The 15,924-nt window shown below is 67.3% G+C and carries 17 protein-coding genes; 9 read left to right on the top strand and 8 right to left on the bottom strand.

All coding sequences use genetic code 11. From position 1 onward, the window contains the following. Positions 1-12 precede the first annotated feature (12 nt). The gene (locus CYJ10_RS17615) at positions 13-924 is read right to left on the bottom strand and encodes a LysR family transcriptional regulator (RefSeq protein ID WP_101682778.1); all 912 of its coding nucleotides are present in this window, start codon (positions 922-924) and stop codon (positions 13-15) included. A gap of 108 nt (positions 925-1,032) precedes the next feature. Here CYJ10_RS17615 and CYJ10_RS17610 point away from each other — a divergent pair, with 108 nt between their 5' ends. Next, entirely contained in the window at positions 1,033-2,199 is a 1,167-nt protein-coding gene (locus CYJ10_RS17610; protein WP_101682777.1) for a mandelate racemase/muconate lactonizing enzyme family protein, read from the top strand. 65 nt (positions 2,200-2,264) lie between these two features. Here the strand turns inward: CYJ10_RS17610 and CYJ10_RS17605 are convergent, their stop codons facing one another. Together CYJ10_RS17605 and CYJ10_RS17600 are read right to left on the bottom strand one after the other, a co-directional pair. After that, positions 2,265-2,681 carry a PAS domain-containing protein gene (locus tag CYJ10_RS17605; RefSeq protein WP_101682953.1) on the bottom strand — a complete coding sequence of 139 codons (417 nt, stop codon included), beginning with the start codon at positions 2,679-2,681 and terminating at the stop codon, positions 2,265-2,267. A gap of 62 nt (positions 2,682-2,743) precedes the next feature. Continuing rightward, on the bottom strand, positions 2,744-3,661 hold the full coding sequence (locus CYJ10_RS17600) for a LysR family transcriptional regulator (protein WP_101682776.1): 918 nt from the start codon (positions 3,659-3,661) through the stop codon (positions 2,744-2,746). A gap of 99 nt (positions 3,662-3,760) precedes the next feature. Between CYJ10_RS17600 and CYJ10_RS17595 the strand changes: the two genes are divergently transcribed. The 4 genes from CYJ10_RS17595 to CYJ10_RS17580 all read left to right on the top strand — a co-directional run bounded on the left by CYJ10_RS17595 (position 3,761) and on the right by CYJ10_RS17580 (position 7,220). Then, positions 3,761-4,738 (top strand): Bug family tripartite tricarboxylate transporter substrate binding protein, encoded by a 978-nt coding sequence (locus CYJ10_RS17595; RefSeq protein WP_101682775.1) that lies wholly within the window; start codon positions 3,761-3,763, stop codon positions 4,736-4,738. A 30-nt stretch (positions 4,739-4,768) separates the two neighbouring features. Further along, positions 4,769-5,740, top strand: a complete 972-nt coding sequence (locus CYJ10_RS17590; RefSeq protein ID WP_101682774.1) for a hydroxyacid dehydrogenase — start codon at positions 4,769-4,771, stop codon at positions 5,738-5,740. 34 nt (positions 5,741-5,774) lie between these two features. Continuing rightward, the gene (locus CYJ10_RS17585) at positions 5,775-6,482 is read left to right on the top strand and encodes an RraA family protein (protein ID WP_101682773.1); all 708 of its coding nucleotides are present in this window, start codon (positions 5,775-5,777) and stop codon (positions 6,480-6,482) included. A gap of 162 nt (positions 6,483-6,644) precedes the next feature. After that, entirely contained in the window at positions 6,645-7,220 is a 576-nt protein-coding gene (locus CYJ10_RS17580; RefSeq protein WP_101682772.1) for a lipocalin family protein, read from the top strand. A gap of 18 nt (positions 7,221-7,238) precedes the next feature. On the opposite strand, the gene CYJ10_RS17575 is transcribed toward CYJ10_RS17580, so the two are convergent. Further along, positions 7,239-8,054 (bottom strand): sulfite exporter TauE/SafE family protein, encoded by an 816-nt coding sequence (locus CYJ10_RS17575; protein ID WP_101682771.1) that lies wholly within the window; start codon positions 8,052-8,054, stop codon positions 7,239-7,241. Between the two features lie 131 nt (positions 8,055-8,185). Here CYJ10_RS17575 and CYJ10_RS17570 point away from each other — a divergent pair, with 131 nt between their 5' ends. Next, positions 8,186-8,956 carry an AraC family transcriptional regulator gene (locus CYJ10_RS17570; RefSeq protein ID WP_101682770.1) on the top strand — a complete coding sequence of 257 codons (771 nt, stop codon included), beginning with the start codon at positions 8,186-8,188 and terminating at the stop codon, positions 8,954-8,956. Here the strand turns inward: CYJ10_RS17570 and CYJ10_RS17565 are convergent. After that, the gene (locus CYJ10_RS17565; RefSeq protein ID WP_257993395.1) at positions 8,953-9,963 is read right to left on the bottom strand and encodes a LysR family transcriptional regulator; all 1,011 of its coding nucleotides are present in this window, start codon (positions 9,961-9,963) and stop codon (positions 8,953-8,955) included. The genes CYJ10_RS17570 and CYJ10_RS17565 overlap by 4 nt on opposite strands. 104 nt (positions 9,964-10,067) lie before the next feature. Between CYJ10_RS17565 and CYJ10_RS17560 the strand changes: the two genes are divergently transcribed. Both CYJ10_RS17560 and CYJ10_RS17555 read left to right on the top strand, forming a co-directional pair. Continuing rightward, positions 10,068-11,096 (top strand): aldo/keto reductase, encoded by a 1,029-nt coding sequence (locus tag CYJ10_RS17560; RefSeq protein WP_101682769.1) that lies wholly within the window; start codon positions 10,068-10,070, stop codon positions 11,094-11,096. A gap of 75 nt (positions 11,097-11,171) precedes the next feature. After that, a complete protein-coding gene (locus tag CYJ10_RS17555) occupies positions 11,172-11,597 on the top strand; it encodes an SRPBCC family protein (protein WP_101682768.1) in 426 nt (141 codons plus the stop codon). Positions 11,598-11,797: 200 nt separating this feature from the next. On the opposite strand, the gene ycaC is transcribed toward CYJ10_RS17555, so the two are convergent. Continuing rightward, complete coding sequence (ycaC, locus tag CYJ10_RS17550; RefSeq protein WP_101682767.1) at positions 11,798-12,421, bottom strand: isochorismate family cysteine hydrolase YcaC; 624 nt, start codon at positions 12,419-12,421, stop codon at positions 11,798-11,800. A 171-nt stretch (positions 12,422-12,592) separates the two neighbouring features. On the opposite strand from ycaC, the gene CYJ10_RS17545 reads away from it, so the two are divergent. Then, positions 12,593-13,486: a LysR substrate-binding domain-containing protein gene (locus CYJ10_RS17545; RefSeq protein WP_101682766.1), complete on the top strand. Its 894-nt coding sequence runs from the start codon at positions 12,593-12,595 to the stop codon at positions 13,484-13,486. A gap of 37 nt (positions 13,487-13,523) precedes the next feature. Here CYJ10_RS17545 and CYJ10_RS17540 read toward each other — a convergent pair whose 3' ends face one another. Both CYJ10_RS17540 and CYJ10_RS17535 read right to left on the bottom strand, forming a co-directional pair. Further along, complete coding sequence (locus tag CYJ10_RS17540; RefSeq protein WP_101682765.1) at positions 13,524-14,387, bottom strand: enoyl-CoA hydratase/isomerase family protein; 864 nt, start codon at positions 14,385-14,387, stop codon at positions 13,524-13,526. Between the two features lie 108 nt (positions 14,388-14,495). After that, complete coding sequence (locus tag CYJ10_RS17535) at positions 14,496-15,812, bottom strand: MFS transporter (RefSeq protein ID WP_101682764.1); 1,317 nt, start codon at positions 15,810-15,812, stop codon at positions 14,496-14,498. Positions 15,813-15,924 lie beyond the last annotated feature (112 nt).

The raw sequence follows: 15,924 nt of genomic DNA, 5'->3' as shown, positions 1-15,924 counted from the left end.
AAGCCTGGCCAGCTATCGCCTGGCCGGCGCGGCCTGCTGGAACTGCTGCGCCAGGAAGTCGATGAAGGCGCGGGCCCGCGCGGTCTGGTTGCGGCGCTGGGCGTAGTACACGTACAGGTCGGCCGACGGCAGCCGGTACGCGGGCAGCACCACGCGCAGTCGGCCGCTTTCCAGATACTTGGCCAGATCCCATTCCGACCGGACCAGGATGCCGTGCCCGTCCAGCGCCCAGCCCAGCACGATGTCGCCGTCGTTGCTCGACAGGGCGCCTTCCACTTTCACGCTCTCGTGGCCCCCGTCGTGCTCGAACCGCCAGACGCCATAGGCGTCGTCGTTCTGGCGATGGATGATGCACCGGTGTTGCGCCAGGTCGGCCAGCGACCGCGGCGTGCCTGACTTTTCCAGATAGGCCGGCGACGCACACAGAAAGCGCCGGTTGGACATGATGCGCCGCGCCGACAGTCGGCGGTCTGGCAGCGTGCCAAAGCGGATGGCCAGGTCGACGCCGCTGTCGACCAGATCCACGGGCCGGTCGGTCACTTCCAGTTGCACCTCGACATGCGCGTAGCGCTTGGCGAACTCGGACACCAGCGGTGCGATGGTGGTGCGGCCAAAGCCCAGCGTGGCGTTGACCCGCAGCAGCCCACGGGGCTCGGCGCCGCTGCTCGACACCACGTTTTCCATTTCACGCAGGTCGGCCAGGATGCGGGTGGCGTAGGCCAGGTACGTCTCGCCCTCGTTGGTCAGGCTGATGCTGCGGGTGGTGCGGTTCACCAGCCGCACGCCCAGCCGTGCCTCGGTCAATGCCAGGCGCTTGGTGGCGGCGGGCGGGGTCAGGTTCAGTTCCCGGGCGGCCGCCGCAAGGCTGCCCAGCCGCGCCACCAGCACGAAGAATTCCAGTTCGGATGCGAGATCGGTCTTCACTCAAAGTGAATAATGAAATGAAAGTGATTCAATTCTAGTGCATCGTCCCGCGCCTAAGCTTCGGATTCGCACGGCCTGCACCGCCGTGTTCCGCACTCAGGAGACCCCGTGAAAATCGTAGAAATTCGAGAAAAGACGTTCCCGATCAGCTCGCCCATCCGCAACGCCTATATCGACTTCAGCAAGATGACGCTGAGCCTGGTGGCCGTGGTCACGGACGTGATCCGCGACGGCAAGCCGGTGGTGGGCTACGGCTTCAATTCCAACGGCCGCTATGGCCAGGGCACGCTGATGCGCGAGCGGTTTATCCCCCGCATCATGGAGGCCGATCCGGCGTCGCTGGTGGATGCCACCGGCGACAACCTCGATCCGCACAAGATCTGGGACACCATGTTCAAGAACGAAAAGCCGGGCGGCCACGGCGAGCGCTCGGTGGCTATCGGCACGATCGACATGGCGGTGTGGGATGCCGTGGCCAAGATCGAGGGCAAGCCGCTGTTCCAGTTGCTGGCCGACCGCTACGGCAACGGCCAGCCGGACCGCAAGGTGTTCGTGTACGCCGCCGGCGGCTACTACTACCCGGGCCAGGACCACGGCAAGCTCAAGGACGAGATGCGCAGTTACGTCGACCGCGGCTATACGGTGGTCAAGAAGAAGATCGGTGGGGCGTCGCTGGACGAAGACCTGCGCCGGATCGACTCGATCCTGAGCGTGCTGCAGGACGGCCAGAAGCTGGCCGTGGACGCCAACGGGCGCTTCGATCTCGACACGGCCATCCAGTACGCCAAGGCGCTGTCGCAGTACGACCTGTTTTGGTACGAGGAGCCGGGCGATCCGCTGGATTTCGAGCTGCAGGCCACGCTGCGCAACTACTACGACAAGCCGATGGCCACCGGCGAAGATCTGTTCTCGATGCAGGATGCGCGCAACCTGATCCGCTACGGCGGCATGCGCCCGGACCGCGACTGGCTGCAGTTCGACTGCGCGCTGAGCTATGGCCTGGTGGAGTATCTGCGCACGCTCGACATGCTGAAGCAGCACGGCTGGTCGGCCAGCCGCTGCATTCCGCACGGTGGCCACCAGATGTCGCTGAACATCGCCGCCGGCCTGGGCCTGGGTGGCAACGAAAGCTATCCCGACCTGTTCCAGCCGTTCGGCGGCTTCCCCGACGGCGTGAAGGTCGAGAACGGCTACCTGACGATGCCCGATCTGCCCGGCATCGGCTTCGAGGGCAAGGCGGACCTCTACAGCGTCATGCAGCAACTCTCGGCCTGACGTTTCCGCCTTGTCGCCTCAAGGTGCGGCCCGGCCGTGGTGTGACCTTGCCGCCTGCGTGCCGCCTACTGGCTGTCGGTGGGCGCGCGGGCCTGCCGCTCGCGCTCCACGCGCTCGGTGGCATCGCGGGCGACCGCCACCGAGCCGATCGGCTGTCCCGCCGCATCGAGTACGAGCGCGAACGTCATCTCCACGTAGCGGTTGCTGCCGTCCTTGTGGATGGCCTTGGTCAGCGTGGGTTTGCCGGACAACCGCGTCTTGCCGGAATCGATGGCGGCCTGGTAACCGCGCCAGTGTGCGGCGCGCAGCCGCTCGGGGATGATCAGGTCCAGGCTCTGTCCCATGGCCTCGTCGGCATCATGGCCGAACAACGCCGTGGCCGCCGCGTTCCAGCCGGTGATGCGGCCTTCGGCATCGGCGAATATCAGGGCATCGGCCAGTTGCTCGAGAATGCGCGCGCTGGTGTCCGTTGGCATCGTCATGGCGTTGTCGCTCCGGATGTGGGGATGCATGAGTGTGGCACAACGCGGCGGGTCGCCGGGCCTCAATCGTCGCCCGGCGCCGCGCTGAACAGTGCCTCGCCGCGTTCCTGCAGCAGCGCCATGAGCCGCAGCGCGGCGGGCGACAGGTAGCCCTGGCGCCGGTAGCTGACGCCCAGCCGGCGCCGTAGCGTGGCCTCCTTGAGCGGCACTTCGCGCAGCACGTGCCGGTGTTCTTCCAGCGTGTGCCGGGACAGGAAACTCAGCAGTTCGGTCTTGCCGATCAGCCGTGGCAGCAGCGGTATCGAGTTGGCATCGATCTGCGTGACGGGGCGGGGCAGGCCGTGCGACTGGAACGTCGCGTCGATCCATTGCCGGCTGGGGATCGACGCCGCCGGCAACACCCATCGCCAGGCCTGCAGCGCCTTGAGCGTGACGCGCGGCAGCGCGAACACCGGATGATGGCGGCTGGCCACTACCACCACCACGTCTTCCACGATGGCATGGCTGACCAGCGCGTCGTCCTGTTCGGGCATCAGGCCGATCAGCAGGTCGAGCGAGCCTTCCTTGAGCCGGTCGCGCAGCACCAGGCTGGGCGCCACGGTAATGTCGATGGTGGTTGCCGGCGCTTCTTCCAGCAGCAGGCTGCAGATTTCCGGCAACACGTGCTCCGCCGCAATGGGGCCGCTGCCAATCCGGACGTGGCCGGCATTGCCCCTGGCGAAATCCCCGACCTCGCGCAGCGCCTCGTCCGTGGCGCCGCGCAGCATGCGAGCGCGGGCCAGCAGCACCTCGCCCACCGGCGTCAGCCGGATGCCGCGCCCCTTGCGCTCGAACAGTTCGCTGCCAAACGCCTCTTCCAGCCGCTGCACCGCCTTGGTCAGGGCCGGTTGCGTGCGGCCCAGCTTGTCGGCCGCGCGACCGACATGCCCGAGTTCGGCCACTACCTCGAAATAACGCAGGTCCCTGAGCTGGATTTCCATCGATAACTCACAGGAATGAAAACATGAACATTATCAAATAGACGGAATGCTTTTGCACGGCAAGAATGTCTGCAAACGAAAGCAGAAAGGAGACACACGATGCTGAAGCCTGGAATGCTGGCCGCTGCGGCCATGCTGGTTATCTGCAGTGGCACCGCGAGCGCCGATGCGTGGCCGGGCCGGCCAATCCGGCTGGTGGTGCCGTTCCCGCCCGGTGGCGGTACCGATGCGGTGGCGCGGCTGATTGCCGAAAAGATGTCCACCCAGGCGCACTGGACCGTGGTGGTCGAGAACCGTCCCGGCGCGGGCGGCAACGTCGGCCTGGATGTCGTCGCCAAGGCGCCGGCCGATGGCTACACGATTGGCCTGGGGCAGACCGCGAACCTGGCCATCAATCCCGCGCTGTATCCGAAGATGCCGTTCGATCCGCTCAAGGACTTCGCGCCCATTACCACGGTGGCGTCGCAGCCCGTGGTGCTGCTGGTCAACGCCACGTCGCCGTTCAAGACGCTCAAGGATGTGGTGGCGGCCGCCAAGGCCAAGCCCGAGGCCCTGCGCATGGGCACGCCCGGCAACGGCACCGTCGCCCATCTGACGGGCGAACTGCTGGAGCGCCAGGCGGGCTTTCGGATGCTCAACGTGCCGTACAAGGGTGCCAGCCCGGCGATGATGGACCTGCTGGGCAACCAGGTGGAATTCAACTTCGCCAATACCGCAGCGGCCATTTCGCAACTGGGCAGCCAGAAGGTGCGGGCGCTGGCCATCAGTTCGGCGCAGCGCGTGCGTATTTCGCCGCTGCTGGCCAATGTGCCGACCGTGGCCGAATCCGGCTATCCCGGTTTCGAGGCCATCACGTGGACGGGCCTGATGGCGCCGGTCCAGACGCCGCAGGCCGTGATCGACCGCATCAATGCCGAGGTACGCAAGGCGCTGAAAACGCAGGACGTACTGGACAAGCTGGCGGTAGAAGGCAGCACGCCGCTGGGCAGCACGCCGCAGCAATTCAGCGAATACCTGCGCGCCGAGCACCAGAAATGGGGTGCCCTGGTCCGCGACGCCCATATCAAGCTCGACTGAATCAAGCTCGACTGAACGCAGAGAAATACCATGCATACCGTTTTCGTCACCGCGCCCCGGCTTGCCCCGGCCGGCGTGCAACTGCTGGATCAGGCGGGTGCGCGCGTCATCTATCTGTCGTCGCCCGACGACGCACAAGAGGTGGATCGCATCATGGCCAGCGAGCCGGTGGACGCCGTGATCTCGCGCACGGTGGCGCTGTCGGCCCAGGCCATCGCATCGTGTCCCACGCTCAAGGTGATTGCCAAGCACGGCGTGGGCGTCAGCAATATCGATGTGCAGACCGCCACGCAGCGCGGCATTCCGGTCTACGTCACGCCAGGCGCGAACGCGCAGTCGGTGGCCGAGATGACGCTGGGGCTGATGTTCGCGGCGGCGCGGCGTATCGGCTGGATGGATGCCGAACTGCACGGCGGCCGGTGGGCGCGCGCCCAGGATGGCGTCGAGTTGTGCGGCAAGACGCTGGGGCTGGTGGGGTTTGGCCAGATCGGCCAGCGCGTGGCGTGCGTCGGCCTGGCGCTGGGCATGAAGGTGGTGGCGTTCGATCCGGCACTCGCCGGGCGGCAGAGCCCCGTCGAAGGTGCGACGCTGGTGTCTTCGATGGCGGAATTGCTACCCCAGGCCGATGTGCTGAGCCTGCATGTCCCGCTGAACCCGCACACGCGCAATATGCTCGGTGCCGCGCAGTTCAGCCAGATGCCGAAGGGGGCGATCCTGATCAATACGGCGCGCGGCGAGGTGGTGGACGAAACCGCGCTGGTGGCCGCGCTGCAAGACGGGCGCCTGTTCGCCGCCGGGCTCGATACGATGGCCGTCGAACCGCTGCCGCCGGATAGCCCGCTGGCGACGCTGAAAAACGTGGTGCTGACCCCGCACGTTGGTGGATCGACCCCGGCGGCACTGGCCGCGATGGCCGCCGGTGCCGCGCGCAACGTGCTGGGCTGGCTCGACGGCCATCCGGCCGACCGGGCCGCGTGCGTCAATCCGCAGGTCTTTTCCTGATATCCGCTTTCAATCCCTGTTTCTGGAGTCAGTCATGAGTCAATCCGAAGCCGCCGCAGCGGCCCAGTGGCCACCCGGCTATCGCATCCATCCGCGTGCCGAAGGGCCCGATGCCGCCTTGGTGGCAGCCTTTCGAGACATACCCGTCGCCGCCATTGGCGATTCGATGAGCCGCAATATCGGCACCGTGGGGCTGCGCCAATACCATCGGCGCCTGGAAACGGTGCTGTGCGGCCCGGCCGTGACGGTGCGGGTGCGTCCGGGCGACAACCTGATGATCCACAAGGCGCTGATGATGGTGCAGCCCGGCGATGTGCTGGTCATCGACGGCGGCGCCGATGTCACGCAGGCGCTGGTCGGCGGGCTGATGCGCACCACGTGCGTGGCGAAGCGGCTTGGTGGGCTGGTCATCGACGGTGCCATCCGCGACCTGTGCGAGTGGGCCGAGGACGGCATGCCGATCTTCGCGCGCGGCCACACCCATCGCGGACCCGGCAAGGACGGCCCCGGCGAGATCAACGTGCCGGTGTCGTGCGCCGGGCTGGCGGTGATGCCGGGCGACCTGATCGTCGGCGATGCGGACGGCGTGATCGCCGTGCCGGCAGCCGACGCCGCGCTGGTGCTGGAGCGCTGCCGTGCGCACCTGGCGAAGGAGGCAAGGATCCGCGCGGAGAACGCTGCGGGCACCTCCGACCCCGAGCGCTTCGACGCCACGCTGCGGGCGAAGGGGCTGCCGGTCTAGGGTGGCAGGCGGATCACGTGAGGGTGGGGCGCCGGCTGCCGTCGGCGCCGTCCCACAGCGCGTGTCGGCATTCGTCCGATTCCGGTGGGCGGCGTGGGCGCTTCACAATCGGCCGGGGGGATCGAGCCAGTTCGATTCCTGCCGATTCGATGGAGGTGCCTTGTGAAACGATCCCTCGCGCCGCTGGCTGCGGCAGGTTTCGCCCTGGCAGGGGCCGCGCTGGCGGCACGGGCGTATGGCAAGTTCTCGGGTGGCAAACGCGGCAATGCCGCCGTGCCCGAACCGGCAAAGTCCGTGGACCTGGATCGCTACCTTGGCAAATGGTACGAGTTCGCGCGCTATGAGAACGGCTTCGAGCGCGGCTGCGAGGGCGTGACGGCCGAATATGCGAAACGCGAAGACGGGCTGGTCTCGGTGCGCAATACCTGCCACGAGGGCTGCGCCGACGGCGACGCCCGCACGTCGGAGGGCCGCGCCCGCATCGTGCGCGGCAGCGGCGGGGCCAAGCTCGAAGTATCGTTCTTCGGCCCGTTCTTCTTCGGCGACTACTGGGTGCTGGACCATGCCGACGACTACACGTGGTCGATCGTCGGCGAGCCTTCAGGCCGCTTCCTGTGGATCCTCACGCGCGACGCACGGCCGCCGCGCGCACTGGCAACATCACTGATCGCCCGCGTGGCCGCGCTTGGCTACGACACGACGCTGCTGCGCGAGACGATGCACGGCGTGGCGCACTGATCGGCGATGGCTACGCGGCTATACCGCCAGCATGACCACCAGCACCACGGCCAGCAGCGCGATATAGGTCACGGCGTGAACGCGGTCGGGGATGCGTCCGATCCAGCGCGCCGCCAGCCGGATGCCTGCCCAGGAGCCGCCCGCCAGCACGGCAAAGGCCAGCAGGTCGACATAGCCGGCGTGCGCGGGGCCCAGTGTCGCGCCGTGCCGCCAGGCCAGCGCGACATAGGTGGCGGTGGCGGCCAGTGCCATCGGCAGCGATAGCGGATTGGCCATGGCCGTGGCCTGCGTCATCGTGGCACCGCGCCGGCGCATCAGCGGCACGGTCATGACGCTGCCGCCCACGCCCAGGAACGCGGCGATGGTGCCGATGCCAAGCCCCACCGCTGCTGTGGTCGCCACCGTCATCGGCCGTGCGGCGGCCGGACGCGCATGCATGAAGCCGGGGCGCAGCGCGCTATCGAGGATGGTTGCCGCCAGGTAGGCGATGAACGCCCAGCGCACCCAGTCGCCGCTGAGCCAGCTGGCGGCGGCCGCGCCCACGATGGCGCCCGCGGCGATATAGCCGCCCATGGCACGCGCCTGCGGCCAGTCCACATTGCCGGCGCGATGGTGGCGCCAGGTGGCCATCGACGACCCGAAGATCATCACGCACGACGATGTGGCCACCGCAATCTGCATGGCCGACTGCGCCACGGGGCTGCCGGCAGCGTGCGTCATCGTGAGCATCGTGTAAAGCAGCGGCACCACGACAAAGCCGCCGCCAAAGCCGAACAGGACGGTTGTCACACCGGCCAGACCACCACAGACCAACAGCGTCGCGTACAGGAACATCGTCGAATCGTATTTCGTTGCATGGAATCGATACGATAGGTCCGCGCCGCTTGGCAGGCTTGCGAAGGTTGGTCAATAATCGTCGAGATTTTGCCAACCGCGCGAATTCGCAAATTTACGCTTGTACCCCGATGCGCAACATTCCGCTTGATAGCGTCGATGCCAGCCCGTGTGCCGCGCTGGCCATCGGCACCGACTACGCGTTTGGCACGCTGCTCGATACGCACAGCCACCGCCGCGCGCAATTCCTGTACGGCATGACGGGCCTGATGGAGGTGGGAACGGAAGAGGGCGCGTGGGTCGTGCCGCCCTACACCGGAGTGTGGATTCCCGCGCAGAAGCCGCACCGGGTGCGCATGAACGGGGTCAGTACGCGCAGCATCTACGTGCTGCCCGACGCCGCGCCGCGCCGTGGCCCCGGTTGCGAGGTGCTGGTGGTCAGCCCGCTGCTGCATGCCTTGCTGCTGGCCTCGGCGGACGTGCCTGCCCGCTACGCGGCCGACAGCCGCGAGGGCGCGCTGATACAGCTGATCCTGTTTGAACTGGCGCAGGCGCCTACCTTGCCGCTGTTCGCGCCCATCCCGCGCGACCCGGATCTGGCCCGGCTCTGCACCGGACTGCTGGGCCTGCCCGATATCCGGGCGTCGGCCGATGACTGGGCGCGGCAACTCCATCGCAGCCCGCGCACGTTCGCGCGCTTCTTCCAGCAACAGACGGGGATGCCATTTGGCGCGTGGCGCCAGCAGGCGTGCCTGATGGCCGCGCTGTCCCGGCTGTCCGCCGGTACGCCGGTCACCCAGGTGGCGCTTGATCTCGGGTACGACAGCCCCAGCGCGTTCTCGACGATGTTCCGCAAGGCGCTGGGCGGGCCGCCATCGTCGTTTCTCCAGGCAGCGCGCTAGCGCAGCGCCGCCGCTTCGCGCTTTCCGGCTACTACGGCCCCTTCGGCCCCTTCGGCCCCTTCGGCCCCTTCGGCCCCTTCGGTCCCTTCGGCCACCTCGCCTGACTCCGCCACCACGCCGCTGGTCTCCAGCAACGTCTTGCGGAAGATCTCGACCAGCGGCCGCAGGTTGACCCTGTGCCAGGCCGCCCAGAGCGGCATCCGGTAAGTGAAGCCCGGCAATTCCCGCAAGACCACGCCGGCGGGCGCCTGATGGCGCAGGCTGCGCTGGATCGTGGTGACGCCAAGGCCCGCCGCCACCAGGCCGAGCGCTGCCAGCGGCTCGGTGGCCTCCATCGTGATCGTCGGCGTAAAGCCGGCCCGGGCGCAGGCTGCGATGAAGGTGTCGTGTCGCAGCGCGCTTTCGCGGTGCATGACGCCGATCCACTTCTGCGCGCCAAGGTCTTCCGGCGTCATTGATGGCTTGTCGGCCAGCGGATGCCCTTCGGGCAGGGCCAGCAGCATCGGGTCGTTCAATACCTGGGCTGCCACCAGATCGGGGTCGTCGGGCAGCGGCGGCTCGCAGACCAGCGCAATGTCCAGGCTGCGCTGGCGCAACCCTTCGAGTTGGTCGTCGGACTGCTGGTTGTACAGCGCGATATGCACGGCGGGCCGGTCTTGCCGCAGTTCGCGCAGGGCATTGGGCAGCACGCCGGAGTGCATCGCGTATTCCAGATAGCCGATGCACAGGCCGCCTTCGTCGCCCCGGCCCAGTCGGCGCGCCAGCGATTCCAGCCGGTTGGCGTGGGTCAGGAAGGCGCGCGTTTCGGCCAGAAAGGTGCGGCCGTCGCGCGTCAGCCGAATCCGTTGCTGGGACCGCTCGAACAGCGTCAACCCCAGTTTTTCTTCAAGCTGGGCGATCTGGCGGCTAAGTGGCGATTGGGAGATATGAAGCCGTTCGGCGGCGCGCCCGACGTGCTCGTCTTCGGCGACGGCCACGAAATAGTGAAGCTGGCGGATATCCAACATGTCAGACCTTGTGGGACTCAAGTGTTGTGTATTCTGTCTTGGACAGACTTAACTTGCAATCCTAGACTGCCTTCACCCCAACTTACTTTGTATCTGGAGCAGTCATGAGTCTCAAGGACAAACTCGCCGGCCACGTGCTCGGCTTTGGCACCGCCCCGCTGGGCAACATGTTCCGCGACATCCCCGAAGCCGAGGCGCAGGCCACCGTGGACGCCGCGTGGGAGCACGGCGTGCGTTACTTCGACACCGCACCGTTCTACGGCGCCGGCCTGTCGGAAATCCGGCTCGGCGAGGCCCTGTCGCGCCGTCCGCGTGACGAATACGTGCTCAGCACCAAGGTTGGTCGCCTGATCTCGGACGAGGTGGAAGACGCCGCCGCGCGGGCGCTGGGCGAAAAAAGCGGCCTGTTCGTGGCCGGTCGTCCCAACAAGCTGGTGGTCGACTACACGGCCGACGGCACGCTGCGGTCGATCGAGGACAGCCTCAAGCGGATGAAGACCGACCGCTTCGACTTCGTCTGGATCCACGACATCGCGCAGGACTTCTATGGCGACGAATGGCTGTCGTACTTCGAGACGGCCCGCAAGGGTGCCTTCCGCGCGCTGACCCGCCTGCGCGAAGAGGGCGTGATCAAGGCCTGGGGCCTGGGCGTGAACCGCGTCGAGCCGATCGAACTGACGCTGGACCTGGCCGAAGCCCAGCCGGACGGCTTCCTGCTGGCGGGCCGCTACTCGCTGCTGGACCACGAGCGCGCGCTGCAACGGCTGATGCCGAAGGCCGCCGAGCGCCAGACGCACATCGTCGCGGGTGGGCCGTACAGCTCGGGCATCCTGGCCGGTGGCGCCCATTTCGAGTACCAGAAGGCGCCGCCCGAGATCGTCGGCAAGGTCGAGCGCATCAAGGCGGTGGCGCAACGCCATGGCGTCAGCGTCAAGGCGGCCGCGCTGCAGTTCGTGCTGGCGAACCCGGCGGTGGCTGCCGTGATTCCGGGCGCCAGCCGGCCCGAACGCATCGCCGAGGACGCCGCCGCGCTGAAGCAGGACATTCCGGCCGATTTCTGGCACGCACTGCGCGCGCAGCACCTGGTGGCCGCGGACGCACCGCTGCCCATCGACGCATCGGCCCGCGTCTGACCCGCACCATCCTGGAAGGCGTTCACCATGACACAAGCTTCTGCAAGCACATTGGCCCCCGCATTGGCCACCCCATTGGCCACCGCTGCTGCCACCATCACGCTGCCGGTGGCACCGGACCGCGTCTGGCAACTGATTGGTGGCTTCGATTCGCTGCCCGACTGGCTGCCGTATATCCCGAAGAGCGAACCGAGCGAGGGCGGCCGCGTGCGCCGACTGGCCAACCCCGACGGCGATGCCATCGTCGAGCGGCTGGAAGCGTTCGACAACGCCGCGCGCAGCTACACGTACTCGATCCTGGAGGCGCCGTTCCCCGTGACCGGCTACCGGTCCACGCTGCGCGTGGTCGGTGTCGATGACGGCCAGGCATCGCGCGTGGAATGGTCCGGGCAGTTCACGCCGGCGGGCGTGAGCGGCGAAGACGCCTCGCGGCTGTTCACGGGCATCTATCGCGACGGGCTGCAGGCCTTGCAGGCGACGCTGGCCGGAGCGGCATCGTGAAGGCCCTGCTGACGCTGGCCGTGCTGCTTGCGGTGTGGGCCAGTGCCCTGCCGCACGCCGACGCGGCCGGCGGCGCACCCGGGGAAGGGCGCACGCTGTACCAGTACGGCGAGTGATGCGTCGGCGCCCGAGCGCCTGAAAGAGAAAGCCGCCGCACCGGCGAATGGTGCGGCGGGGCTTTTGCCTGCGCGGGCGTCGACTTATTTCGACGTCATGACCTTGAAGCTGGTCATCAGGTTGCGGTAGTCGGGAATATGGTTGGCGAACAGCGTGCCAAGCCCTTCGATGTCGTTGCGCCAGTCGCGGTGCAGTTCGCAGGCCACGCCGAACCACGTCATCATCTGGGCGCCGGCATGGGCCATGCGGTGCCACGCCGCATCACGCGTGATCGGATCGAACGTGCCCGATGCATCGCCCACCACGAACACGTCGAAGCCTTCGGCCAGGGCCGACAGCGCCGGGAAGGCGACGCAGACTTCGGTGACCACGCCGGCGATGATGAGCTGCTTCTTGCCGGTGGCCTTGATGGCCTTCACGAAGTCTTCGTTGTCCCAGGCGTTGATCTGGCCGGGGCGGGGAATGTAGGGCGCTTCCGGAAACTGGGCCTTGAGCTCGGGCATCAGCGGGCCGTTGGGGCCGGTCTCGAAGCTGGTGGTCAGGATGGTCGGCAGCTTGAAGTACTTGGCCAGGTCGGCCAGCGCCAGGACATTGTTCTTGAACTTGTCCGGGTCGATATCGCGTACCAGTGAAAGCAGGCCGGCCTGGTGGTCCACCAGCAGTACGGCGGCGTCACTCTTGTCCAGGCGCTTGTAGGACGTTGTCATGGCTATCTCCTTGCAGGGATGGGTCACGCGTCTCGCGGACGCGTTGTTGTGAGCATCGGCCGCTCCGGAGGCATCGCGATGACGCCCCGAAGCGTGGAGCCATCATAGGTTCGCCGGAACCGGCACAGTAGTACCGTAAGATGCCGTCTGTGTTCTATGGAAGGAACAGTCATGGACGACCTCAACGACCTCTACTACTTCGTCAAGGTCGTCGACCATGGCGGCTTCACGCAGGCGGGCCTGGCACTGGGCGCGCCCAAGTCGAAGCTCAGCCGCCGCATCGCGGCGCTGGAGGCCCGGTACGGCGTCAGGCTGCTGCAGCGATCGACGCGGCACTTCTCGGTCACCGAGACCGGGCGCGAGTTCTACGAGCGCTGTATCGGCGTGCTGGTCGAGGCCGAAGCGGCGCGCGAGGTCATGGAGCGCGAGCGCTCCGAGCCGCAGGGTATCGTGCGGATGGCCTGCCCGACGACGTTGCTCGAATACCGGGTGGCCGGGCTCGTGGCGCAGTTCATGCTGGCCTACCCGAAGGTGCAGGTGCATCTGGAAGCCACCAATCGTCGGGTGGACGTGATCGGCGAACGCCTGGACCTGGCCCTGCGCGTGCGCTTTCCGCCGTTGGAAAACAGCGACCTGGTCATGCGCGTGCTGTCGGAGAGCCACCAGCGCCTGGTGGCCTGTCCGGCACTGATGGCGGGCCGAACATTGCCACGCAATCCCGCGGAGCTGGCCGGTCTGCCCAGCCTGGACTGGGGCCCGCCGCGCAGCCACGCCTGGCAGTTGATCGGCCCGGCAGGACAGTCGGCCGAAGTGCGGCACCAGCCCCGCTACGTCACCGACGACATGAGCGCGCTGCGCAAGGCGGCGCAGACCGGCGTCGGCATCGTCCAGTTGCCGTGCATGGTGGTGGAAGACGACCTGCGCGATGGCACGCTGATCGACGTGCTGCCCGGCTGGGCGCCGAAAGGCGGCATCATCCACGCGGTGTTTCCGTCTCGCCGTGGGCTGATGCCGAATGTGCGCCTGCTGATCGACTACTTCGCCACGCATATCTACAAGGAATAGCAGGTCGTGGCGGGTAGTGGCGGATGGGGCCGGCGGGCTAGCCCAGCTGGCCCGTATAGTGCGCCAGGCGCTTCTCGACATCCGCATGGGTTTGCAGGCCAAGCTCCATGAGCTGCCCGATGCGCTGCTGCGCGCCCGGCCGCATGACGGAGCCGATAAAGCCATCCCATTCGGCGGCGATCTGCTCATTCGGCGGCAGGCTGTTGGCATTGACCAGCCGCTTGATCTCACCGATCGATGTCTTGTCGAACCGGGCAATGCGCCGGGCCATCGTGTCGACGAAGCCGTCGAGTTCGCCGTCCGGCATGGCGCGGTTGACGTAGCCGTAGCGCTCGGCCAGGTCGCCATCGATATCGTTGCCGGTCAGCAGCACTTCCAGCGCGCGGCCGCGGCCGATCAGCCGGGGCAGGCGCGCCATGGGGCCGCCGCCCGGCACCAGTGCGGCGCCGATTTCCCATTGCGACAGGATCGCCTTTTCGCGGCTGGCAAAGCGCATGTCGCTAGCCAGCGCCAGTTCGCTGCCCACGCCCGTGGCGCGTCCCCGGATCGACGCGATCGATACGACGGGGGCCTTGCTCAGGCGTACCAGCATGTCGGGCAGCGGCGGCAGCCCCGTGGGCCCGGCCGGCAGGCTGGTGGTGTCCGTCAGGGGCGGCACGAAGTCGTAGTGCGTCAGGAAGAAATCGGGCACATCGCTGTCGAACACGACGACCCGCACGGCCGCATCGGTCTCCAGGGCCGTGATGACCTGGTTCAACTGCGGCATCGTCCTGGGGCCGTAGATGTTGTACGGCGGATTGTGGAACGTCACGCGCCAGTATTCGGGCGAGACCTTCGTGAGCCGAACCTGATCGGGGGCATCCGTCGCAGACTGCGGCTGGGTGGATGGTGTTGGGCTCATGGCGCGGCTCCACTAGGTCGGCAAACACCGTTCAAATCCTAGAAGGTGGATCCGCGCTCCGCAAGGACGTCGCGCACCGGTGATCCATCTGCCGCGCGGGGAAGCCACTCAGTCGAGTGCGCGATTCCGCGATTCGACGTTGACGGCGCCGACGGCCAGTGCCGCCGTGGCGAGCATGGCCGAAATCATCGCCAGGGCCAGCGTGAAATGCGTGGACATGACAGGCGCGATGACGGCCGGGGCGAACAGTCCGCCAAACCGGGCCACGGCGCCCGCCGTACCCATGCCCGTGGCGCGCAGGTTGGTCGGATAGACCTCGGGCGTGAAGGCGTACAGTGCGCCCCACGTGCCCAGCAGCGCAAAGCTCATCAGCAGCGTCGACCCGACCACCACCACGGGCGCCGTGCCCAGGCTGTACAGCATGCAGCCCACGGCGCTGAGCAGCAGGAATCCGATCAACGTCGGCTTGCGTCCCCATCGCTCCACGCCATAGGCCGCCAGTGCGTACCCCGGCAACTGCACCAGGGCCAGGATGACCAGGAAGGCCTGGCCGCGCATGAAGGCAAAGCCGGCGCCGCTCAGGCGGATGGGCAGATAGACGAACACCGCGTAGTAGGCCACCGAAATCAGCAGCCACGCCACGAACAGCGCCACGGTGCGGCGCCGGAAGCTGGCCGTGAACAGCGTGAAGACCGATTGCCGCTCGGCGCGTTCGGATTGCAGCGCGGGCATGGCGACGTGCCTGCCGTTGGTCAGGGCCACGCGTTCCAGCACCTGGCGGGCCTGCTCGGACTTGCCGTTCCGGTTCAGGAACAGCGGCGACTCCGGCACATACATGCGCGGGATCACGCCAACCAGCGCGGGGATGCCCGTCACGAAGAAGATGATGCGCCAGGCGTCGTTGCCATGGGCGGCAGCGGCCAGCGCCAGCAGGGCCAGGCAGATCGTGCCGAGCGCCCAGAACGATTCCAGCAGCACCAGCCAGCGGCCGCGACGGTCGCGCGGCAGGAATTCGGCCAGCATCGTGTAGTCGACCGGCAGCGTGCCGCCCACGCCAATGCCGGTCAGAAAGCGCAGCGCCATCAGCCAGCCCAGGCTCGGGGCAAATGCGGAAGCCACGCCGAAAGCCGCGTCGATGACCACTGCCAGCATCAGCGCCGGCCGTCGGCCGATGCGGTCGGCGATGCGGCCGAAGCAGAACGCCCCGACCAGCATGCCGATGAAGAACGTGGTGCCAGTCTGCAGTGCCTGCGGGACAGGCACGCCGAAGGTGCCGGCAATCGACGGGGCGCTGAAGCCGATGGACAGCACCTGCATGGCATCGGCCATCCACACCAGCCCGAAGATCACGAAGAGCCGGTACTGGAATTTTCCGACACCGGCGGTACGGATGGCCTCTTCAAAGCTGATCGGCGAGGTCGACATGCTGGCAATGGTCCGTGCGACAAGGGAATGGGCGGTGCGGCAGCCGGCCGTTCCAGGCAGGCTGCCGCGCTGGCGGCCATTCTAACTTGGCAACGTAATGCTGGTGCCGGTG

Source organism: Cupriavidus pauculus, from assembly GCF_002858765.1.
Lineage (GTDB): Bacteria > Pseudomonadota > Gammaproteobacteria > Burkholderiales > Burkholderiaceae > Cupriavidus > Cupriavidus pauculus_B.
Note: the sequence above shows the minus strand (reverse complement) of the source record. Positions and strands in the feature narration are given on the sequence as shown.